Raw genomic sequence first — 20,668 nt, 5'->3', positions numbered from 1 at the left:
TCGGCATTGTTTGCAAGTCTATATTCAAAATAACGGTTCGAATAATGAACCGACCACCAGAGTGCATGGGACAGGCCATTCGGCCGGCGAGCCTGAGGGTTTGCAAACAGGAGGGATCAATGACGGCAGTTGCAGAACAGGCGCCGGCCAACAGGCTGCGCAAGAACAGTCTTGGCGTCGGCGCCATCACCTTCATGGTGATTTCGGCGGCCGCCCCGCTCACGGCCGTCGCCGGCGGCACGCCGCTCGGCATGCTGATGGGCAATGGCGCCGGCTTTGCCGGCACCTATCTGATCGTGACGGTGCTGCTGCTTTTGTTCGCGGTTGGCTATGTCGCCATGTCACGCCATGTCGGCAATGCCGGCGCCTTCTATGCCTATGCCGCGCGCGGCCTCGGCAGCATGGCCGGCGGCGCCACGGCGCTGATCGCCATCCTGTCCTACAATGCCATGCAGATCGGGGTCATGGGCCTGCTCGGTGCCGCGACATCAGGCCTGTTCGCCGGCTGGGGCATCAATTTGCCCTGGTGGGTGTGGAGCTTCATCGCCATCGCGCTGGTCGCCGTGCTCGGCTATCGGCAGGTCGACCTCTCCGCCAAGATCCTGACGGTGCTGGTGCTGTGCGAATATCTTGTGGTGCTGGTCCTCGACATCGCCATCCTCAAGACCGGCGGCGACAGCGGCCTGTCGGCGGCGCCATTCAGCTGGAGCCAGATCGTCAGCGGCTCGCCGGCCATCGCAATCCTGTTCTGCTTTGCCGCCTTCATCGGTTTCGAGGCGACGACGATCTATGCCGAGGAAGCCCGCGATCCAAAGGTCACCATTCCGCGCGCCACCTATTTTTCGGTCGTGCTGATCGGTGTCTTCTACATGCTCACGGCATGGCTGATGGCGGTCGGCGCCGGTGTCGACAAGCTGCTGCCGACGCTGCAAGGGCTGCAGGATCCGACGACCTTCCTGTTCGGCCTGTCGGATCGTTACGCCGGCACGATGCTGTCGCAGGCGATGAGCATCCTGTTCGTGTCGAGCCTGTTTGCCGGCGTGCTGGCGTTCCACAATGCGGTTGCGCGCTATATCTATGTCTCGGGCCGCGAAAAACTGTTGCCGCAGACGGTCGGCGTGACGCATGCGGTGCACCAGAGCCCGCATGTCGCTTCCATCATCCAGAGCGTGCTCGCCGCGGTCGTCGTCGGCCTCTTCGCCGTGCTCGGCCTCGATCCGGTGCTGGCGCTGTTTTCGTGGCTGACCAATGTCGCGACGCTCGGCGTCATCGTCATGATGGCGGTGGCCTCGCTTGCCGTGGTGATGTTCTTCCGCGCCAATCCATCGACGCAGGAGAACGCGATGAAGACCACCATCCTGCCCGGGCTGACCTTCATCGCCTTCGTCATCATCATCTACCTGATCGTCATCAATTTCGGCAGCCTGTCCGGGGCCGGCGGTTTTCTCGGTGTGTTCCTGCCGGGGCTGGTGCTGATCGCCGCGATCGTCGGCCTGCTGCTGGCCAGCGCGCTGAAGAGCCGCGATCCCATAGCCTTCGAAACCCTCGGCCAGCCGTTGAAAGATTGAGAAAAGCAAAGGGGCGGCGTGCCACGCCGCCCCTTACACCAAGGGGAGTGGCGGATTTGAGCTTTGCCGAAAATATCACCGTCGAGGCATTGGAAGCCGATCCCTACCCGATCTATGCAGAGCTCAGGCGCAGCGCGCCTGTCGCTTTCGTGCCGGCGGTCAATCTGTGGTTCGTCACCCGCTGGAAGGATGTCGAGAGCGTCGCCAAGTCGCCCGACATCTTCTCCGCCGTCGTCGGCTCGTCGCCGGTCGAGCGCTCCTTCGGCAAGCCCACCATCCTGACCACCGATGGCGAGACGCACAAGCAACTGCGCCAAGGCGTCGACCCGAAATACCGGCCGCGCACAGTCGCCGCCTATGCCAGCGACCTCGTGCGGTCGATCGCCGAACCTTTTCTCGATCGGATCGCCAACCAGGGTTCCGCCGAGCTGATGGCCGACTATTTCGAGCCGGTGTCGACGCTCAGCCTGGCGCGCTCGCTCGGCCTTGCCGACATCGACATGCCGACGCTGCGCCGCTGGTTCTATGGCCTTGCCCAGGGCGCCATCAATTTCGAGAACGACCCGAAGCGGCAGGAGATCGCCGACGCGATCAGCGCCGAGGTCGGCGACGCCATCCTGCCGACGCTGGAAAGGCTTGTCCACGCACCGGATGATTCCGCGCTGTCGCATATGCTGCATGACGGCATGCCGGAGGGCACGACGCGGCCAATCGACTTCCTGATGCCGAGCATCAAGGTCATCCTGCTTGGCGGCATGCAGGAGCCCGGACATGGCGCCGGCTCGATCGTCGCCGGCCTGCTGGCCCACCCCGAACAATTGCGGCAGGTGCTCGCCGATCCCGAGACCTTTGTGCCGAAGGCTGTCGATGAAGGTTTGCGCTGGGTGGCGCCGATCGGCACGCAGACGCGGCAGACGACGCGGGCGGTCGAGCTTGGCGGCGTGACGATCCCCGCCGGCGCCGCGGTAGCCGCCCTCGTCTCTTCGGCAAGCCGCGACGAGAGCCGCTTTGCCGATCCCGACCGCTTCGACATCAACCGCGACGAAGGCAACCATGCCGCTTTCGGCTTCGGCCATCATTTCTGCTCGGGCCGGTTCTTCGCACGCGAGCAGATGTGCCTTGCGGTAAGGCTGTTGCTCCAACGCTTCCCCGATCTCAGCCTTGTGCAGGGCAGGGAACCGGTGTTTCGCGGCTGGGAATTCCGCGCGCCCACCACATTGCATGTGTCCCTTGGAGTCCGTCATCCATGATCAGTCAGGTTGCCATCGACACGCTGCGCAAGACGGAGATCGGCGCGCGGGGCCTGTTCATCGATGGCGCACAGACCGAGGCTACAAGCGGCGAAACCCTGCCGGTGACGTCGCCGGTTGATGGCCGCCCGTTTGCCAGTATCGCCGATGGCAATGCCGCCGACATCGACCGCGCGGTCAAGTCGGCGCGCAAGGCGTTCGAGAAGGGCTCGTGGTCGCGATCAGCGCCGGCCTTTCGCAAGAAGGTGCTGACGAAATTCGCCGAGCTGGTCGAAAAGCATGCCGACGAGCTCGCCGTGCTCGGCGTGCGCGACAATGGCACCGAGATCGGCATGGCCTACAAGGCCGAACCGCTCTCGGCGGCAGGCACCATCCGCTACTACGCCGAGGCCATCGACAAGGTCTATGGCGAGATCGCGCCGACGGCCGACAATGTTCTGGGACTGATCCACAAGGAGCCGCTCGGCGTCGTCGGCGTCATCGTGCCGTGGAATTTTCCGCTGATGATCGGCGCCTGGAAGATTGCGCCGGCGCTTGCCGCCGGCAATTGCGTGGTGGTCAAGCCCCCGGAAATCGCTTCGCTCACGCTGCTGCGGCTGGCCGAACTGGCAAGCGAGGCCGGACTTCCCGCCGGTGTGCTCAATGTCGTCACCGGCCGTGGTTCGGTTACCGGCGAGGCGCTCGGCCTGCATATGGATGTCGACGCCATCGCCTTCACCGGTTCCGGCCCGGTCGGCCGGCGGCTGCTCGAATATTCCGCTCGCTCCAACCTGAAACGCGTCTTCCTCGAACTCGGCGGCAAGTCGCCCAACATCGTCTTTGCCGATGCTCCCGACCTAAAACAGGCGGCGGGCGTCTCGGCCAACGGCATTTTTCGCAATTCCGGCCAGGTCTGCGTCGCCGGCTCGCGCCTGCTCGTCCAGGCGTCGGTCTATGACCGTTTCATGGACGAGCTTCTCTTGGCAACGACCCGGCTGAAAGTCGGCGACCCGCTCGATCTCTCCAGCGACATCGGCGCGGTGTCGAGCGCCGAACAGCTGGACAAGAACCTCGGTTTCGTCGCCAGGGCCACGGAAGAAGGTGCCCGTCTCGTCACCGGCGGCGAAGGGATCCTGACCGAGACCGGCGGCAGCTACATGGCGCCGACGATCTTCGAGAACGTCACGCAAGACATGCAGCTTGCGCGTGAGGAGGTGTTCGGGCCCGTACTCGGCGTCATGCGCTTCGAAACCGAGGAGGAGGCGGTCCGGCTTGCCAATTCGACCGTCTACGGGCTTGCCTCCGCGGTGTGGACCGCCAACCTCTCCACCGCGCATCGCATGGTGCGCGCCATCAATGCCGGCGTCGTCCACGTCAACACCTATGGCGGCGCCGACATCACCGTGCCGCTCGGCGGCGTCAAGCAGTCGGGCTTCGGCCGCGACAAGTCGCTGCACGCGCTGGAGAAATATCTGGAACTCAAGACCGCGTGGATCGCGCTTTGAGACCAACCGTGGCGCTGGCCTGCCTCCGAATCTGACCTTCCCACGGAGATGCCCAGGATCGCCTTAGATCCGGCGGCGGTCGGCCGAGCGCCGTCTTGTTCTCTCTTCGTTGGAATTTTTGAGAGAATATTCCTGGCTTTGGCGAGAACGGCGAAACGCGTTCTTTGATTAAATCAATAGAATTCCTGACGATGTGATCAAGGCTAGGCAGTCCGCTTGGCCGCATGACTTCACAACTGCAGAGATCAATCATGTCCGACTTCAAAAACACTTTGCCATCTTCCTCAGGGTCAACCATCAACCGGCGCAGCGGCCTGGCTCTGCTGTTCGCATCGGCCGTCGCGGTCGGCAGCCTGATGGCACCGCATGCATCGTTCGCCGAGCACAAGAAGGTGATCAAGGTCGGCATCATCAGCGGCGAGGACGAGGATGTCTGGCGCGTCGTCGTTGCCCAGGCGGCCGAAAAGGGCCTCGCCATCGAGACCGTGGTGTTCAACGACTACACCCAGCCCAACGAGGCGCTGGAGCGCGGCGAAATCGACGCCAACGCCTTCCAGCACCAGCCCTATCTCGACAACCAGATCAAGACTCAAGGCTATCACATCGTGCGTGTCGGCTATACCGGCGTCTGGCCGATCGGCCTCTATTCGAAGAAGTACAAAGCAGTCGCCGACCTGCCCGAGGGCGCGGTCGTCGGCGTGCCGAACGACCCATCCAACGAAGGCCGGGCGCTGCGCGTGCTGCAGAACGAGGGCGTGATCAAGCTGAAAGACGGCACCGGCATTCTGGCCACCACCGCCGACATCGCCGAGAATGCGAAGAAGGTGGTGATCAAGGAACTCGACGCCGGCATCGTCGGCCGCTCGGTCGAGGATCTCGACGCGGCCGTGGTCAACACCGACTGGGCGCTGAAAAGCGGCCTGACGCCGGAAAACCGCATCGCGCAGGAGCCCATCGCCGACAATCCCTACCGCAATTTCATCGCGGTGAAGGCCGGCAACGAGAACGAGGCCTGGGTGAAGACGCTGGTCGCCTCCTATCAGAACGAGGCGGTGAAGGCCGAGTTCGACAAGGTCTACAAGGGCACCGGCCTCAGCGCCTATTGACCCGATCGTCGACCGGAAACCCGGTTCGAGAGCAATAGCGGTCCGCGCTCAGGCGCGGGCCGCGATTGCGTTTTCGGAGAACAGGAACATTCATGAACCAGCATATCACGGCATCCGGAGAAACCGCCGATCCGACGCATGCCCGGCCCGACGCGTCTCAGGACGTCGTGCGCCTCGTCGACCTGAAGCGCCGCTTCGGTGTGACAGCGGCGCTCGACGGCATCTCGCTGACCGTGCGCAAGGGCGAGATCCTCGGTATCATCGGTCGCAGCGGCGCCGGCAAATCGACGTTGATCCGCTGCCTGAACGGGTTGGAACGGCCTGACTCCGGCGAGGTGTTCATCGAGGGCCGCGAGATCAGCCGGCTAGGCGAGCGCGACCTGCAGCCGTTGCGGCGACGCATCGGCATGATCTTCCAGCATTTCAACCTGCTGTCGGCCAAGACCGTCGAGGACAATGTGGCGCTACCGCTCAAGATCGAGGGGCGCCCGAAAGCCGAGAGGCTGAAGCGCGCCGCCGAACTGCTCGATCTCGTCGGCCTGTCGGAGAAAGCAAAAGCCTATCCGGCGTCGCTGTCGGGTGGCCAGAAGCAGCGCGTCGGCATCGCCAGGGCGCTGGCAGCACGGCCGGCGCTGCTTTTGTCGGATGAAGCCACTTCGGCGCTCGATCCGGAGACGACGCGCTCGATCCTTGCGCTGCTCAGGGATATCAACCGGCAGCTCGGCCTGACCATCCTGCTGATCACCCATGAGATGGAGGTGATCCGCTCGATCGCCGACCGCGTGACGGTGATCGATGCCGGGCGCATCGTCGAGCAAGGCCCGGTCTGGTCGGTATTCGCCGACCCGCGCTCGGACATCACCAGGAGCCTGCTCGGCGCCATCCGGCCGCAGCTGCCAGCCGAACTGGCGGCCCGGCTGCTGCCGGCGGCCGGCGCGGAGACGATCCTGCGCGTGGATGTGGCCGGCGAAGCGGCAAGCGGGCCATTGCTGTCCGACCTTGCCACGGCTGTTCCAGGCACCTTCCGCCTCGTCCATGGCGGCATCGACCATATCCAGCAGCAGCCGGTCGGCACGCTGTTCCTTTCGGTTCCCGGCAGCGATGCAAATCATCTCGCTGACATCATCACATTCCTGAAGGCCCGCCAGGCGCGGGTGGAGGTGCTTGGCCATGTCGCCGATCCTGTTTGAACTTCTGCTGCGTTCGATCTGGGAGACGGTGCTGATGACGGCCGCCTCCGGCCTCATCTCGCTGGTCTTCGGCCTGCCGCTCGGCCTGGCCTTGATCGCCACCGAACGCGGCGGGATTGCCGAAAGCCTGTGGGTGAACCGGTCGCTTGGCGCCGTCATCAACGGCTTCCGTTCGGTGCCCTTCATCATTCTTCTGGTCGCGCTCATCCCGGTGACGCGGCTGATCGTCGGCACCTCGATCGGCACATGGGCGGCCATCGTGCCGCTGTCGATCGCCGCCACGCCCTACTATGCGCGCATCGCCGAAGTGTCGCTGCGCGAAGTCGATCGCGGGCTGATCGAGGCGGCGCGCGCCATGGGCGGCAACCGCTGGACGATCATCCGCGAGGTGCTGGTGCCGGAAGCCCTGCCCGGCATTGTCGCCGGCTTCACGGTGACGCTGGTGACGCTGATCGGTGCCTCGGCCATGGCCGGCGCCATCGGTGCCGGCGGCCTCGGCGACCTCGCCATCCGCTACGGCTATCAACGATTTGAGACGTCCATCATGATCGCCGTGGTCATCGTGCTGATCATCCTGGTCTGCGGCATCCAGTGGGCGGGGGACCGGCTGGTGGCGAGGCTGGATCGGCGGGGGTGAAAGACTGGCTGGTGGCACGGCCGCGTACGGGATAGGCGGAGGCATCCCCGCCACCAAACCGTCTGACACCCGGCTTCACCCGCCAAAGCTGCCAAGCCGCGTCGGCTGCGTGTAGTTGCGGTCGACATAGAGCAGGGCCGAACCGCCGCTGCCGTGCCGGACATCGATGACGCGGCCGATCATGACATTGTGCGTGCCGACGATATGCACAGTCTCGATCTCGCAATCGAAATTGACGATCGCATCCGACAGCGCCGGCGTACCGGAGGTCAGCGTCTGCCAGCGTGCGGCGGAGTAGCGCGCTTCCATGTCCCTGGTCGCGCCGGCGAACTTTCCCGCCAGATGCATGTGGTCATGCGTCAGCACGTTGACGCAGAAGCGCTGGTTGGACAGGAACATGGCGGCCTGCGTCGAGCGCCCGTTCATGCACACCAGCAGCGTCGGCGGCTCGTCGGAGACGCTGCACATGGCGGTGGCGGTGAAGCCGCCGCGCCCTGCCGGGCCATCGGTGGTGACGATGTTGACCGGCGCGCAGACCCTCGCCATGGCGTCGCGGAAATCGGTTTTCGAAATCTGCGTGGCCATCTGGTTTCACTCGGCCGTTGAGACAAGCGGATTGAACCAGGTATCGCCCGTCCAGCCATTCTCGTCATAGTCGGCCATGCAGGTGTCGACGAGCTCTTCCATCGCCTTCAGCCGCCCGCCGCGTTCAGCTCCTTTCAGCACCTGCAGCCGCACCTCTTCCGGCGCGCCGGCATAGTTGAGCTCGTAGAGCGCGTGACGGCCGCCGAACTCGGTGCCGGTCGCGTCCCACAAAAGCTTCATGATCTTGATGCGCTCGATGTGGCCCATGTCGTTGGAGCCGCGCACATATTGCGCCAGATACTTGTCGATCTCGGGGTTGTTGAAGTCGCGCACCGACGATGGCAGGTAGATCAGCCCGGACGCGATCACCCGGCGCACGGTGTCGATGACGCGCGGATAGGCTTCCGACATGAAGGTGCGGTAGGCGAGCGCGGCTTCCAGATTGGGCAGCACCGCACCATTCGCCCACGGGATCGGGTTGTAGGCCATGGCGTTGGAAAAGCTCCAGAACATGTGCCGCAGTGCAATGACCTCGCCCAGTGCCGCCTGGTTGCCGCGGAAAGCATCGCCGCCCGTGGCGCGCAGCGCCTTGGCCAGCAGGCCGGCGAGGAAATCAAGCTTGACGGCGAAACGCGTGCAGCCCTGGAAGCAGTAGCCATGCATGAAGCCGGACGCCGGGTGGAAGGACAGGATCTTCTGCGCATCGCGCAGCACCAGCACGTCCTCCCAGGGGATGAAGACATTGTCGAGCACCAGGATCGCGTCGTTCTCGTCGAAGCGTGACGACAGCGGATAGTCGAACGGCGCCGCCACCGTGTTGGCCGTCTGCTCGTAGGAGACGCGGCAGAACATCTTTATCCCCGGCGCATTCATCGGCACGATGAACATCACCGACAGCGACGGATCCTCGGTGACCGTCGCCGATCCCTGCGCCAGGAAGTTATAGTGCGTCAGCGCCGAGGACGTCGCCACCACCTTGGCGCCGGAGACGTAGATGCCGGCATCCGTCTCCTTGGTGATGTGGACGAAGACGTCCTTCACCTGTTCGGCCGGCTTGTGGCGGTCAATCGGCGGGTTGACGATGGCATGGTTCATGAACAGCACGGCTTCCTGGGCACGCCTGTGCCAGGACAGGGCATTGTCCCTGAACGGCCCGTACCAGTCTGCGTTGGCGCCGAGCGTATTCATCAGCGCCGCCTTGTAGTCGGGCGTGCGCCCCATCCAGCCATAGGACATGCGTGACCACTCGGCGATCGCCGTCTGCTGGGCGGCGAGTTCGCCAGAGGATTTGGCGACGCGGAAATATTTGTGGGTGTAGCCGCCCGAGCCGGTGTCGGTCGGCGAAGTCAGCGTGTCCCGTCGCAGGGGATCATGCAGCGCATCGTAGAGGCGCGCCAGCGACCGCGCCGAATTGCGCATCGACGGGTGCGTGGTGACATCGGCAATGCGTTCGCCATTGATATAGACCTCGCGGCCGTCGCGCAGGCTCTCCAGATACTCGGCCCCGGTGAACGGCCGTGCCTTGTCGGCGCGGAAGTCTTCTGATCGCATGATGGTCCTCCTCTTGAGTCGCAACACTAGCGCCTTGGGCATGCATCGGTTATGGACGGAACGGCAAAACCGATTGGACTTTTTCAGGCGCCATGAGCCAGAATTCCATCCCCGACTTCTTCGTCTATGGCGAGCCTGTGCGGCCGCTCGATGTCGGTTTCCTGCATGTCGAGACGGTGCTTGCGCGCAGCAATATCCATCTTGGTCAGGTTGCGGCGCACAAGCATCCGCAGATGGGCCAGATCACCTACTGGACCAGCGGCTCCGGCACCTACCGTATCGAAGACCGATCCTGGGACTTTTCGGCGCCTGCCGTCAGCTTCGTGCCGAGCGCTGTCGTGCATGGCTTCTCGATCGGACCCGGCACCGATGCCATCGTCGTCTCGGTCGCCGACGGCGCGCTCGCGGCCATCGCCGCTCACAGCCTGCTGCCGCTGGACAGGCCGGTCTTTGCCGACGGTCTGCCACGACACGCAGCGTGGGCGAGACTGGCGGCGGTGCTGGAGATGATCGCCGCCGAATATGCCCAGGCGCAAGCCGGCAATGACAGGGTCCTGCCGGCGCTGATCGCCGTCGCACTCTCCCACATTGCGCGCCTCAGCCCCGGCGTGACCGCCTCCGCCGCCTCTTCCGATGCTTCGCTGGCGCGGGGCCTGCGTCGGCTCGCCGACACGCATTTCCGCGACAACTGGCCGGTCGATCGCTACGTCGAGGCGCTGGCCACCACGCCGCATCTTCTCGACAAGGCTGCCCATGCGGTTCTGGGCGCCGGCGTCAAGCGGGTCGTCAGCGAAAGGCGGCTGCTGGAGGCCAAGCGCCTGCTGCTGTTCACCGTACGCACGGTGGAGGACATCGCCTACGAGATCGGCTTCGACGACCCGGCGTATTTTTCACGGTTCTTTCGCGCGCGAGTCGGCGAAGCGCCCGCCGCCTGGCGCCGGAAGCACTTGCAGGGCCATTGATCCTGCGTGAAATGCAGACCCCGTGACGCGCAATCCTCGATGTTGCAGCCACAGCCACTTTTTCGTGAAGCTGAACGGGTTGATCCCTTCGCCTGCCTGCCTAGGTAGAAAGGAGCGGCGGGTGCCACGCAAATCTGACATCGGACCAATCTGACGGTCGGCATGATATTTTCCTGCATTCAAAAGCTTGCCCTTCCTATTCTCTTCGTTGGCATCCAGTCTTCCTGCGTCGTTCCCGACGATACGTCGCGCGTGGCCAAGGTTGACCCCACCGCGGCGGCGGCTCGCAAGGAGATGGTCGGCCTCAGCGAAGCCGACGTCCGCATGTGCGCGGGGTTTCCGACCGCCACCGCGGACGCCGGCCGATCGGGCCAGATCTGGTCCTATAAGCGCGTCGTTCAGCGCGGCAATCTCAGCATCGTCGTCCCAACCATGGCATTGGGCGCGATCCCGGCGGTCGGTGGCTCCGTCAATGTCGCTCCCGGCGGTTATTGCGATACGCAAATTCGCATGGTCGACGGTCGCGTCGCCGAAGTTGCCTACGCCGGCGACAACAATATGCCGAACAGGCGCGACGCGCTTTGTGTCAGCACGGTGGACGCCTGCGTGACCTATGCGCGTCAACACGGTCAGAGGCCAGTGGCAGCGAAACGGCGATGACGGTCACGCAAATATCGTTGAGGGCTTGACTGACCCGCCGGACAGAATACGCTAGCGCAAAATACCGGCTCTGATCGCCGGGCGGCAAGAATGCCTCGTATGCCTCGCCCTCCCGGCGCTGGCTGCGAGGCATTGTCATTTTGGGGATCTGTTTGAAACGGCGTATCGAGATCGGCATCCTGTATTCCCGCTCGGGGAGCTATCAGCTCGTCTCCGATGCGTGCCGCATCGGCGCCATGCGCGCCATCGCCGACATCAACGCCGATCGCAGCTCAGGCATCGAACTGGTGCCGGTCGAGCGCGATCCGCAAAGCAATGCCGACCGCTACGCAACGCTGTGCGAGGATATTTTCAGGACCAGCAGCGCGCGCCATGTCGTCGGGTGCGTCACCTCGTGGAGCCGCAAGGAAACCATTCCGGTGCTCGAGAAGGCGGGCGGCATGCTGTGGTACGCCTGCCCCTATGAGGGCTTCGAGGCCAACGAGCACGTCGTCTACATGCACGCCTGCCCCAACCAGCATCTGGTGCCGTTGATGGCGCATGTCGTGCCGCGTTTCGGCGCCAATGGCTTCCTGCTCGGCTCGAACTATATCTGGGGCTGGGAGATGAACCGCGTCGCCCGCGACCTGATCGCCGATGCCGGCGGCAAGGTTCTGGGCGAACGCTATCTGCGCATCGGCGAGACCGACGTGTCGCGTCTGATCGCGGAAATCCGCGCCACGCGGCCGAACTTCATCCTCAACAACCTGATCGGCACCTCGTCCTACGCCTTCCTCGCGGCCTATCGCGACCTAGGTCACGAGGATGCCGCCTTCAGTCCCGAGACTTGTCCCGTCATCTCCTGCAACCTCACCGAAGGTGAGCTGCCGGCGATCGGTGAATCCGGCAAGGGACATCTATCGGTCGGGCCGTACTTCGCGCCGCGGCCGGCCGCCTTCGCCTCGTCTTTCGAGGCCTCCGCCTATGCCTCCGTGCAGGTGATGGCCGACGTGCTCTCCAGCAATCCCGAAGCCGGTCCGGCGGAATTTTCCAGAGCCTTCGCAGAACGCCGCTTCTCCACCCGGCTCGGGCCGATCGTCATCGACGCGCACTCGCAGCACGCCACATTGCCGGTGATCATCGGGCGGATCGCGGACGGCTTCTTCGAGGTCGTCAGCCGCGAAGACGAAGTCGCGCCGGATCCCTATCTGTCGCGCTACGACCCGGCAAAAACATTCGGCCGCCCACGCCTGAGGGTGGTGTCGTGACGAGAGCCCCACGCATCCCCAATCTCGGCGGCGCCAAGGCGTTCATCTTGCATCGCCCGCATCCGACGGTGCAGGCGATCACCAGGCAATTGTCGGCCATCGGCCTGATCACGCTGGACTGCTGGCCGGAACTGCCGCCCGAGGCGCTGGCGGCCGATTTCGTGTTCTTCGACGCCGATCTCGGTTTCGACGAGCAGTTCCCCTGGAAGCCGGGCGAGGCGCCGATGCCGCTGGTGGCGCTGATCGGCTCCGAGGCGCCGGGCCGCATCGAATGGGCGCTGTCGCACAAGGCCGATGCCCAGCTCCTCAAGCCGGTCGGCAATGCCGGCGTCTACAGCGCACTGCTGATCGCGCGCCAGAGTTTCGAGGCGCGAAAACACCTGGCCAGTGAGATTGCCTCGCTTCGCCAGCGCGTCGCCGAGCGCCAGACCATCGTGCGCGCGGTGACCGCACTGGCGAAAGGCACCGATGACGGCCGCGCCTATGCGCAGCTTCGCTCGCTGGCGATGAGCTGGCAGATCAGCGTCGAGGATGCCGCGCGGCGGATCGTGGCAATGACAAGTGAAGAAGCAACAGGGGAAGAAGGCGGCGATGACCAGTCCCATCGCGCCTGATCTCACCGCGCCAGGGCGCATGCCGGTCAAACCACGCGCCGGCGTCTGGCGCCGGCTGGTCAGGCGCCGTCTCGCACTGCTTGGGCTGATGATCGTCGCCATTGTCGTTGCCGGCGCCGTGCTGGCGCCATGGCTGACTGGCTATGATCCCAACGAGCAGATGTTCGACGGCCTGACCATCGAGGGCTCGCCCTTGCCGCCGGATGCAAAATTCTGGCTGGGCACCGACCTGCTCGGCCGTGACCTGTTGACCCGCATCCTCTACGGCGCCCGCACCTCGCTGATCATCGGCATCGTCGCCAATGGCGTGGCGCTGTTCATCGGCACGCTGGTCGGTGTTGTCGCCGGCTATTTCCGTGGCTGGATCGGCAGCGCGCTGATGCGCTTCACCGATTTGATGATGGCGTTTCCGGCACTGCTGCTCGCCATTTGCCTGGCGGCGGTGTTCGAGCCCAGCCTGTGGATCGTCGCCATGGTCATCGCGCTGGTCAACTGGGTGCAGACCGCCCGCGTCATCTACACCGAAACCTCTTCGCTGGCCGAGCGCGAATTCATCGACGCCGAACGCACCATTGGGGCGAGTGCACCGCGCATCCTGTTTCGCCATATCCTGCCGCATCTGCTGCCGACCATCATCGTCTGGGGCACGCTCGGCATCTCGACCACGGTGCTGCTCGAGGCGACACTCTCCTTCCTCGGCATCGGCGTGCAGCCGCCGACGGCGTCGTGGGGCAACATCATCTTCGAGAACCAGACCTATTTCCAGGCCGCACCCTGGCTGGTGTTCTTCCCCGGTGCCGCGATCCTGGCGCTGGCGCTGGCCTTCAACCTGATCGGCGACGCACTGCGCGACATCCTCGATCCGACGCAGAGGGGCCGGGCATGATCGCCTATCTCGGCCGCCGCCTGATCCAGTCGCTGCTGATCCTGCTCGGCGTCTCGCTGATCACTTTCGCGCTGCTCTATCTCCTGCCCGCCGATCCGGTGCGCCAGATCGCCGGTCGCAGCGCCACGCCGCAGACGGTCGAGAACATCCGCCAGCAGCTCGGCCTCGACCAGCCCTTCATCGTCCAGTACTGGCGCTATCTCACGAAGCTCATCAGCGGCGATCTCGGCCGCTCCTACATCCAGCGCTCCGAAGTCACCGAGCTGATCGTCTCACGGCTGCCGGCCAGCTTGTTGCTGATGGTCGGCGCCATCCTGTGCGAGCTGCTGCTCGGCCTGAGCATGGGCCTGATCGCTGCCGTCAAGCGCGGTACCGCCACCGACCAGACGCTGATGGTCGCCTCCTTCGTCGGCGTTTCGGCGCCGCAATTCGTCGTCGGCCTGCTGCTGCTCTACGTCTTTGCCGTGCGGCTCAGCTGGTTCCCGATCGGCGGCTATGGCACCTGGCGTCATCTCGTGCTGCCGTCGCTGACCATGGGCATACTCGGCGCCGGCTGGTACGCCCGCATGATGCGCTCGTCGATGATCGATGTTCTGCGCCAGGATTATGTCCGCACCGCCCGCGCCAAGGGCCTGGCGCGGCGAGCCATCCTGTTCCGCCATGCACTGCCCAACGCCATCCTGCCGGTCATCGCCATGATCGGCATCGACATCGGCATCTTCATGGGTGGCATTGTCGTCGTCGAAAGCGTGTTCGGCTGGCCTGGCATTGGCCAGCTGGCGTGGCAGGCCATCCAGCGCGTGGACATCCCGATCATCATGGGCGTCACCCTGATCTCGGCCTTCGCCATCGTGCTCGGTAATCTGCTGGCCGACGTCATCGCGCCCTTCATCGACCCCCGCATCAAGCTCAGATGAAAATGAAAACCAGACAGAGAAAGGGAACATAAAAATGAAAAAGTTTCTCGCATCCACGGTAGCGGTATCGGCGCTGGCGCTGATGCTCGGCATGACAAGTGTTCGCGCCGAAGACGCCGTCGACCCGAACGCCAAGCAGGGCGGCGCCATCACCATCACCTACAAGGACGATGTCGCCACGCTCGATCCGGCGATCGGTTATGACTGGCAGAACTGGTCGATGATCAAGAGCCTGTTCGACGGGCTGATGGACTACGAGCCGGGCACCACCAATTTGAAACCCGACCTCGCCGAAAGCTACGAGATCTCGCCCGACGGCAAGACCTTCACCTTCAAGCTGCGCCATGGCGTGAAATTTCACAATGGCCGCGAAATGACCGCCGACGACGTGAAATATTCGCTCGACCGCGTCACCAATCCAAAGACCCAGAGCCCCGGCGCCGGCTTTTTCGGCTCGATCAAGGGCTATGACGATGTCGCCGCCGGCAAGGCCGAGAGCCTCTCCGGCGTCACCGTCGTCGACCCCTACACGGTCAAGTTCGAACTGACCCGCCCCGACGCAACCTTCCTGCATGTCATGGCCATCAACTTCTCGCATGTCGTGCCGAAGGAAGAGGTCGAGAAATACGGCGCCGATTTCGGCAAGCATCCGGTCGGCACCGGCGCCTTCAAGCTCGCCGAGTGGACACTCGGCCAGCGCATCGTCTTCGAGCGCAATGCGGACTATTGGCACAAGGGCCTGCCGCATCTGGACAAGATCACCTTCGAGATCGGCCAGGAGCCGATCGTTGCGCTGCTGCGCCTGCAGAAGGGCGAGATCGACGTGCCCGGCGACGGCATTCCGCCGGCAAAATTCCAGGAGGTGATGGCTGATCCCGAGCAGAAGGCGCGCGTCGTCGAAGGCGGCCAGCTGCACACCGGCTATGTCACCATGAACACCACCATGGCGCCGTTCGATAATGTGAAGGTGCGCCAGGCGGTCAACATGGCGATCAACAAGGCGCGCGTGATCCAGATCATCAACGGCCGCGCCGTGCCGGCCAATCAGCCGCTGCCGCCGTCGATGCCGGGCTACGACAAGGAATACAAGGGCTATCCCTATGACGTCGCCAAGGCCAAGGCCCTGCTTGCCGAGGCCGGCCATCCCGATGGTTTCGAGACGCAATTGTTCGCCATGAACACCGATCCCAACCCGCGCATCGCCCAGGCGATCCAGCAGGACCTGGCGGCCATTGGCATCAAGGCCAGCATCCAGTCGCTGGCGCAGGCCAATGTCATTGCCGCCGGCGGCGACAAGGCCGGCGCACCGATGATCTGGTCCGGCGGCATGGCCTGGATCGCCGACTTCCCCGATCCGTCGAACTTCTACGGCCCGATCCTCGGCTGCGCCGGTGCGGTGCCGGGCGGCTGGAACTGGTCGTGGTACTGCAACAAGGATCTCGACGCCAAGGCGGCCGAGGCCGACTCGGTGGTCGATCCCGCCAAGGCTGGCGAACGCGACAAGATGTGGAGCGCCATCTACGACAAGGTGATGGAGGACGCGCCTTGGGCGCCGGTCTTCAACGAGCAGCGCTTCACCATGAAATCGGCGCGCATGGGCGGCGCCGACAACCTCTATGTCGACCCGGTCCATATCCCGATCAACTACGACAATGTGTACGTAAAAGATGTGCAATAACTGCGACTACACCATCCACGGGCGCCAACATCATTTCGGCTGGGACAATTCGTTTGCCCCGGCCGAGCGGGTGGCGCCCGGCTCGACCATCGAGTTCCAGTGCCTGGATTCCTCTGGTGGCCAGTTGAAGGCCGACAGCACGGTCGCCGACGTCGCCAAGCTCGACTTCGCCACCGTCAATCCGGTGACCGGGCCGATCTTCGTCGAGGGCGCCGAGCCGGGTGACGCACTGAAGGTGACGATCGAGATGTTCAAACCGTCCGGCTTCGGCTGGACGGCCAACATTCCGGGCTTCGGGCTGCTCGCCGACGACTTCAAGGAGCCGGCGCTGAACATCTGGAAGTACGACGCTGCCTCGCTCGAGCCGGCGCTGTTCGGCAAAAATGCGAGGGTGCCGCTGAAACCCTTCGCCGGCACCATCGGCAACGCCCTGGCGGAAAAGGGTCACCACTCGGTGGTCCCGCCAAGACGCGTCGGCGGCAATCTCGACATCCGCGATCTCGCCGCCGGCACCACGCTGTACCTGCCGGTGGAAGTGGCGGGCGCGCTGTTTTCGGTCGGCGACACCCATGCCGCGCAAGGCGACGGCGAGGTCTGCGGCACGGCGATCGAAAGTCCGATGGACGTCGTGCTCAAGCTCGACCTGGTCAAGGATGCCAGGCTGAAGACGCCGCGCTTCACCACGCCAGGCCCGGTGACGCGCCATCTCGACGCCAAGGGCTATGAGGTGACGACGGGAGTTGGGCCGGACCTGATGACGGGTGCAAAGGAGGCGGTTGCCCAGATGGTCGACCTGCTTTCCACCCGCTACAGAATAGACCCCGTCGAGGCCTACATGCTGGCCTCGGTCTGCGGCGATCTCCGCATCAGCGAGATCGTCGACATGCCGAACTGGGTGGTGTCGTTCTACTTCCCGCGCTGCGTGTTTGAATGAGGTTGGGCCGGCGCTGCACCCCCCTCTGTCCTGCCGGACATCTCCCCCGCAAGGGGGGAGATCGGATGTCACGACGGGCTTCGCCACTTTTCAACGGTGACGAATGGACGCCGCGGCAAAGCCGCCAATCTCCCCCCTTGCGGGGGAGATGTCCGGCAGGACAGAGGGGGGTGTGCCGGAGTAAATCCCCCTCCGGGTCACACGCGCAATGATCGCCGCCAGCAAACCCATCCTCCACATCGCCAACCTCTGCGTCAGCGTGCGCGGCGAAGATGGCGAGCGCGAGGTCGTCTCCGACCTGTCGCTGACTTTGGCGCGTGGCGAGACGCTCTGCATTGCCGGTGAATCCGGCTCCGGCAAATCGATGACCGCACTGGCCATCATGCAATTGCTGCCGCAGCCCTCGGCACGCATATCGTCTGGGAAAATCCATCTCGGCGATACAGATCTGACAACTCTGGACGAGCGCCGGATGCGGCGCATCCGCGGCGACCGCATCGCCATGATCTTCCAGGAGCCGATGACCTCGCTCAACCCCGTGCTGTCGATAGGCCGGCAGCTCACCGAATCCATCGAGGCACACACCAGCCTGTCGCAGGGCGAAGTCCGCCGGCGCGCCATCGAGGCTCTGAAAGCGGTGCGCATTTCGGAAGCCGAAAGCCGGCTAAAGCAGTTTCCGCACGAACTGTCCGGCGGCATGCGCCAGCGGGTGATGATCGCCATGGCGCTGGCGCTCGAGCCGGACGTGCTGATCGCCGACGAGCCGACGACGGCACTTGACGTCACCGTGCAAGGCGAGGTGCTGGAGCTGCTGCGCGACCTGCAGCGCCAGCACGGCACCAGTGTCATCCTGATCACCCACGACATGGGCGTCGTCGCCGAAATGGCCGACCGCGTCATCATCATGCGGCATGGCCGCATGGTCGAAGAGGGAAAAACCGCTGACATTTTTGCCAGGCCCCAAGCCGACTATACGCGCGAGCTGCTGGCCGCCGTGCCGCGCATTGGCAGCGGTGTCGGGCGCCAGAAATCCAGGAATGCCGAGACGGCAAGGCCGGCCAATATCGCCGAGGTCAACGACCTGCATGTCCGCTTCGACCAGCATGGCGGCTTCTTCGGCCGGGTCACCCGTCGCGTCCACGCCGTCGAAGGCGTTAGCTTTTCGATCGCGCCCAACGAGACGCTGGCGCTGGTCGGCGAATCCGGTTGCGGCAAGTCGACCACTGCCAAGGCGCTGGCCGGACTGGTGCCCTACAGCGGAGGCGTCGTCATCGGCGGCCGCAATTTGTCTGGCCTTGGCCGCGACGAGCGTAAGGCGGTGCGCCGCGACGTGCAGATGATTTTTCAGGATCCCTACGCCTCGCTCGACCCGCGCATGCGCGTCGGCGAACTCGTCGCCGAGCCGCTGCTGATCCATGGCATCGCCTCGAAGCAAGAGCGCAGCGACCGTGTGGCCGCGCTGTTCGAGCGCGTCGGCCTGTCGGCCGATCAGATGGAACTCTATCCGCATGAATTCTCCGGCGGCCAGCGCCAGCGCGTCTGTATTGCGCGTGCTCTTGCGCTGCGGCCGAAGCTGATCATCGCCGACGAAAGCGTCTCGGCGCTTGACGTCTCGGTGCAGGCGCGCGTGCTCGATCTGTTGAAGGAATTGCAGCGCGAATTCGGCGTCGCCTATCTCTTCATCTCGCATGACATGGCGGTGGTCGAGAACATCTCCGACCGCGTCGCCGTCATGTATCTCGGCCAGATCGTCGAGATGGGCACGCGCGACCAGGTCTTTTCCAACCCGCGCCACCCCTACACCAGACGCCTCATCGAAGCCGTTCCGGTGCCCGATCCAGCCAAGCGAAGAAGCCGCTTCGCCCGCCTCGACCAGGAGATCCCGAGCGCCACCCGCAGGATCGGCGAGGCGCCGTTGAAACTGGCGCTGAGGGATGTCGGCAACGGCCACCTCGTCGCCGCCGAGGGCTGAGGTAAGGACTGCCACAGGTCGCGGCTCACGTGTTTGTGTTTCCATCCAGGGCTCAAGGTGGCGTTCCGCCGCCAAAGCGCATCGCTTCGAACACGAAATCCGGGACGGCCTCTTGCCCTCTGTCCCTATCTTCCTCATGTTCAATACTATTGCGATGATCGATCGTAGGAGGGTCGGTCGGATTCATCGCTATGGGAGGAAGTCAACCATGAAGGTAAGCTATTTCGTTTCTGCCGCACTTCTCGCCGCATCTGCGATCCCCGCCTCGGCCGCCGAAATTTCCGACGGCAAGGTCAAGATCGGCATCCTCAACGACCAGTCGGGCGTCTATGCCGATTTCGGCGGCAAGTGGTCGGTCGAGGCGGCCAAGATGGCGGTCGAGGATTTCGGCGGCAAGGTGCAGGGAGCGCCGATAGAAATCATCAGCGCCGACCACCAGAACAAACCGGATATCGCCTCCAACATCGCGCGGCAGTGGTACGACACCGAGCAGGTCGATGCCATCATGGAACTGACGACCTCTTCGGTGGCGCTCGCCGTCCAGGGGATTTCCAAGGAAAAGAAGAAGATCGATATCGTTACCGGCGCGGCGACCACCGAGCTGACCGGCAAACAATGCTCGCCCTATGGCTTCCACTGGGCCTATGACACACATTCGCAAGCGGTGGGGACCGGCGGCTCTCTCGTGCAGCAGGGCGGCGACAGCTGGTTCTTCGTCACCGTCGACTATGCATTCGGCTATTCGCTGAAGGATCAGACCACCAAGTTCGTCGAGAGCCATGGCGGCAAGGTGCTGGGCGAGGTGCGTTACCCCCTGGGATCGACCGATTATTCGTCCTTCCTGCTGCAGGCGCAATCGTCGGGCGCCAAGGTCATCGGCCTGGCCAATGCCGGCCTCGATACCTCCAACTCGATCAAGCAGGCGGCCGAATTCGGCATCGTGCAGGGCGGTCAGCGTCTTGCCGCACTCCTGTTCACGCTGGCCGAGGTGCATGGGCTTGGCCTTCAAGCGGCGCAGGGCGTTGTGCTGACCGAAGGCTATTATTGGGATCGCGACGACAAGAGCCGCGAATTCGGGCAGCGCTTTTTCAAGCGCACCAACCGCATGCCGAACATGATCCAGGCCTCGACCTATTCGGCGGTGACGCAGTACCTGAAAGCGATCGACAAGGTCGGCACGGACGAGACCGAAGCGGTCGCCAAGCAACTGCATTCGATGCCCGTGGACGACGCCGCGATAACCAACGGCAAAGTGCAGGCGGACGGCAACATGGTCCATGACATGTACCTCTATCAGGTCAAGTCGCCAGCCGAGAGCACCCAGGAGTGGGACTACTACAAATATCTCGCCACCATTCCTGGCAACGAGGCCTTCCTTAGCGAAAAGGAAAGCGGCTGTCCGACGGCCGGCCAGTGATCGGCGCGGC

18 protein-coding genes are annotated in these 20,668 nt (G+C 64.1%); 16 read left to right on the top strand and 2 right to left on the bottom strand.

Translation table 11 applies throughout. The annotated features are described in order from the left end of the window. Positions 1 to 119 precede the first annotated feature (119 nt). The 6 genes from NKJ04_RS01785 to NKJ04_RS01760 all read left to right on the top strand — a co-directional run bounded on the left by NKJ04_RS01785 (position 120) and on the right by NKJ04_RS01760 (position 7,235). The gene (locus NKJ04_RS01785; protein ID WP_352611511.1) at positions 120 to 1,568 is read left to right on the top strand and encodes an APC family permease; all 1,449 of its coding nucleotides are present in this window, start codon (positions 120 to 122) and stop codon (positions 1,566 to 1,568) included. Between the two features lie 56 nt (positions 1,569 to 1,624). Further along, on the top strand, positions 1,625 to 2,818 hold the full coding sequence (locus NKJ04_RS01780) for a cytochrome P450 (RefSeq protein ID WP_352611510.1): 1,194 nt from the start codon (positions 1,625 to 1,627) through the stop codon (positions 2,816 to 2,818). Further along, positions 2,815 to 4,302, top strand: coding sequence for an aldehyde dehydrogenase (locus NKJ04_RS01775; RefSeq protein WP_352673107.1), 1,488 nt, complete (start codon positions 2,815 to 2,817; stop codon positions 4,300 to 4,302). Before NKJ04_RS01780 ends, NKJ04_RS01775 begins: the two co-directional genes overlap by 4 nt. Before the next feature lie 251 nt (positions 4,303 to 4,553). Further along, complete coding sequence (locus NKJ04_RS01770; protein ID WP_352673105.1) at positions 4,554 to 5,408, top strand: MetQ/NlpA family lipoprotein; 855 nt, start codon at positions 4,554 to 4,556, stop codon at positions 5,406 to 5,408. Positions 5,409 to 5,500: 92 nt separating this feature from the next. Next, positions 5,501 to 6,598 carry a methionine ABC transporter ATP-binding protein gene (locus NKJ04_RS01765; protein ID WP_352673103.1) on the top strand — a complete coding sequence of 366 codons (1,098 nt, stop codon included), beginning with the start codon at positions 5,501 to 5,503 and terminating at the stop codon, positions 6,596 to 6,598. Beyond that, a complete protein-coding gene (locus NKJ04_RS01760; RefSeq protein WP_023810829.1) occupies positions 6,579 to 7,235 on the top strand; it encodes a methionine ABC transporter permease in 657 nt (218 codons plus the stop codon). Before NKJ04_RS01765 ends, NKJ04_RS01760 begins: the two co-directional genes overlap by 20 nt. Positions 7,236 to 7,310: 75 nt before the next feature. On the opposite strand, the gene NKJ04_RS01755 is transcribed toward NKJ04_RS01760, so the two are convergent. Together NKJ04_RS01755 and NKJ04_RS01750 are read right to left on the bottom strand one after the other, a co-directional pair. Further along, on the bottom strand, positions 7,311 to 7,820 hold the full coding sequence (locus tag NKJ04_RS01755) for a flavin reductase (protein WP_352673099.1): 510 nt from the start codon (positions 7,818 to 7,820) through the stop codon (positions 7,311 to 7,313). 6 nt (positions 7,821 to 7,826) lie between these two features. Next, the gene (locus NKJ04_RS01750) at positions 7,827 to 9,371 is read right to left on the bottom strand and encodes a 4-hydroxyphenylacetate 3-hydroxylase N-terminal domain-containing protein (RefSeq protein ID WP_023810827.1); all 1,545 of its coding nucleotides are present in this window, start codon (positions 9,369 to 9,371) and stop codon (positions 7,827 to 7,829) included. Between the two features lie 92 nt (positions 9,372 to 9,463). Between NKJ04_RS01750 and NKJ04_RS01745 the strand changes: the two genes are divergently transcribed. The 10 genes from NKJ04_RS01745 (at position 9,464) to NKJ04_RS01700 (ending at position 20,658) form a co-directional block, all read left to right on the top strand. Next, positions 9,464 to 10,333 (top strand): helix-turn-helix domain-containing protein, encoded by an 870-nt coding sequence (locus NKJ04_RS01745; protein WP_352673096.1) that lies wholly within the window; start codon positions 9,464 to 9,466, stop codon positions 10,331 to 10,333. 252 nt (positions 10,334 to 10,585) lie between these two features. Continuing rightward, a complete protein-coding gene (locus tag NKJ04_RS01740) occupies positions 10,586 to 10,993 on the top strand; it encodes a hypothetical protein (RefSeq protein WP_245273201.1) in 408 nt (135 codons plus the stop codon). A 152-nt stretch (positions 10,994 to 11,145) separates the two neighbouring features. Further along, the gene (locus tag NKJ04_RS01735; RefSeq protein WP_352673093.1) at positions 11,146 to 12,240 is read left to right on the top strand and encodes a transporter substrate-binding protein; all 1,095 of its coding nucleotides are present in this window, start codon (positions 11,146 to 11,148) and stop codon (positions 12,238 to 12,240) included. Next, entirely contained in the window at positions 12,237 to 12,854 is a 618-nt protein-coding gene (locus tag NKJ04_RS01730) for an ANTAR domain-containing response regulator (RefSeq protein WP_023810823.1), read from the top strand. Before NKJ04_RS01735 ends, NKJ04_RS01730 begins: the two co-directional genes overlap by 4 nt. Positions 12,855 to 12,873: 19 nt before the next feature. Further along, entirely contained in the window at positions 12,874 to 13,740 is an 867-nt protein-coding gene (locus NKJ04_RS01725) for an ABC transporter permease (protein WP_196815320.1), read from the top strand. Beyond that, positions 13,737 to 14,657 (top strand): ABC transporter permease, encoded by a 921-nt coding sequence (locus NKJ04_RS01720; protein ID WP_023810821.1) that lies wholly within the window; start codon positions 13,737 to 13,739, stop codon positions 14,655 to 14,657. Before NKJ04_RS01725 ends, NKJ04_RS01720 begins: the two co-directional genes overlap by 4 nt. An 82-nt stretch (positions 14,658 to 14,739) precedes the next feature. Continuing rightward, positions 14,740 to 16,335, top strand: coding sequence for an ABC transporter substrate-binding protein (locus tag NKJ04_RS01715; RefSeq protein ID WP_502895179.1), 1,596 nt, complete (start codon positions 14,740 to 14,742; stop codon positions 16,333 to 16,335). Beyond that, positions 16,325 to 17,269: an acetamidase/formamidase family protein gene (locus NKJ04_RS01710; RefSeq protein WP_352611507.1), complete on the top strand. Its 945-nt coding sequence runs from the start codon at positions 16,325 to 16,327 to the stop codon at positions 17,267 to 17,269. The genes NKJ04_RS01715 and NKJ04_RS01710 overlap by 11 nt, the downstream gene beginning before the upstream one ends. Before the next feature lie 208 nt (positions 17,270 to 17,477). Continuing rightward, positions 17,478 to 19,241, top strand: coding sequence for an ABC transporter ATP-binding protein (locus NKJ04_RS01705; RefSeq protein WP_352673088.1), 1,764 nt, complete (start codon positions 17,478 to 17,480; stop codon positions 19,239 to 19,241). Between the two features lie 208 nt (positions 19,242 to 19,449). Further along, positions 19,450 to 20,658, top strand: a complete 1,209-nt coding sequence (locus NKJ04_RS01700; protein WP_352673085.1) for an ABC transporter substrate-binding protein — start codon at positions 19,450 to 19,452, stop codon at positions 20,656 to 20,658. Positions 20,659 to 20,668: the final 10 nt, after the last annotated feature.

The sequence above is a fragment of the Mesorhizobium sp. M0618 genome, from assembly GCF_040320765.1.
GTDB lineage: Bacteria > Pseudomonadota > Alphaproteobacteria > Rhizobiales > Rhizobiaceae > Mesorhizobium.
The sequence above is the reverse complement of the archived record's forward strand: the minus strand, read 5'-3'. Positions and strand labels throughout refer to the sequence as shown.

Excerpts from the sequence above, each read along its gene's own strand:
- NKJ04_RS01765 (WP_352673103.1), top strand. The coding sequence starts at position 5,501 with ATGAACCAGCATATCACGGCATCCGGAGAAACCGCCGATCCGACGCAT.
- NKJ04_RS01710 (WP_352611507.1), top strand. The coding sequence starts at position 16,325 with ATGTGCAATAACTGCGACTACACCATCCACGGGCGCCAACATCATTTC.
- NKJ04_RS01745 (WP_352673096.1), top strand. The coding sequence starts at position 9,464 with ATGAGCCAGAATTCCATCCCCGACTTCTTCGTCTATGGCGAGCCTGTG.
- NKJ04_RS01760 (WP_023810829.1), top strand. The coding sequence starts at position 6,579 with ATGTCGCCGATCCTGTTTGAACTTCTGCTGCGTTCGATCTGGGAGACG.
- NKJ04_RS01775 (WP_352673107.1), top strand. The coding sequence starts at position 2,815 with ATGATCAGTCAGGTTGCCATCGACACGCTGCGCAAGACGGAGATCGGC.
- NKJ04_RS01725 (WP_196815320.1), top strand. The coding sequence starts at position 12,874 with ATGCCGGTCAAACCACGCGCCGGCGTCTGGCGCCGGCTGGTCAGGCGC.
- NKJ04_RS01705 (WP_352673088.1), top strand. The coding sequence starts at position 17,478 with ATGATCGCCGCCAGCAAACCCATCCTCCACATCGCCAACCTCTGCGTC.
- NKJ04_RS01720 (WP_023810821.1), top strand. The coding sequence starts at position 13,737 with ATGATCGCCTATCTCGGCCGCCGCCTGATCCAGTCGCTGCTGATCCTG.
- NKJ04_RS01750 (WP_023810827.1), bottom strand. The coding sequence starts at position 9,371 with ATGCGATCAGAAGACTTCCGCGCCGACAAGGCACGGCCGTTCACCGGG.
- NKJ04_RS01770 (WP_352673105.1), top strand. The coding sequence starts at position 4,554 with ATGTCCGACTTCAAAAACACTTTGCCATCTTCCTCAGGGTCAACCATC.
- NKJ04_RS01700 (WP_352673085.1), top strand. The coding sequence starts at position 19,450 with ATGAAGGTAAGCTATTTCGTTTCTGCCGCACTTCTCGCCGCATCTGCG.
- NKJ04_RS01755 (WP_352673099.1), bottom strand. The coding sequence starts at position 7,820 with ATGGCCACGCAGATTTCGAAAACCGATTTCCGCGACGCCATGGCGAGG.
- NKJ04_RS01785 (WP_352611511.1), top strand. The coding sequence starts at position 120 with ATGACGGCAGTTGCAGAACAGGCGCCGGCCAACAGGCTGCGCAAGAAC.
- NKJ04_RS01715 (WP_502895179.1), top strand. The coding sequence starts at position 14,740 with ATGCTCGGCATGACAAGTGTTCGCGCCGAAGACGCCGTCGACCCGAAC.